The sequence below is a fragment of the Vibrio sp. 10N.222.52.B7 genome, from assembly GCF_041474275.1.
GTDB classification, from domain to species: Bacteria; Pseudomonadota; Gammaproteobacteria; order Enterobacterales; family Vibrionaceae; genus Vibrio; species Vibrio crassostreae_C.
Genome location: NZ_JBFRTU010000516.1, coordinates 1 through 279, shown reverse-complemented (window position 1 = coordinate 279; position 279 = coordinate 1). Strand labels below are relative to the sequence as shown.

At 47.0% G+C, this 279-nt stretch carries 1 protein-coding gene; it reads right to left on the bottom strand.

The window, feature by feature from the left end; translation table 11 throughout:
- Window positions 1-279 (bottom strand): methyl-accepting chemotaxis protein (locus tag AB4512_RS23965; RefSeq protein WP_372175995.1); only part of this gene is annotated, 279 nt, incomplete at both ends.

Here is a 279-nt window from a genome sequence, read left to right as displayed (position 1 = left end):
CACCTGCACGAGCGGCTTCAATTGCTGCATTCAGTGCTAATAAGTTTGTTTGTTCGGCAATATCTTGAATGACCGTCAGTGACGACGAAATGTTTTGTACATCACCTTCTAATCTAGATACCACTGTGTTGGCTTCGGATACTTCGCTAGCAAGACCAGCAACAGAGTTGGCAGCAGCATTCACTATTTGTTGAGCTTCTTTGGCATTACCCTCTGCAAGCTTCGCTGAGTCAGCCGCCTGGCTTGCGTTACTGGAGATCTCTTGTGCTGTTGTTGTCA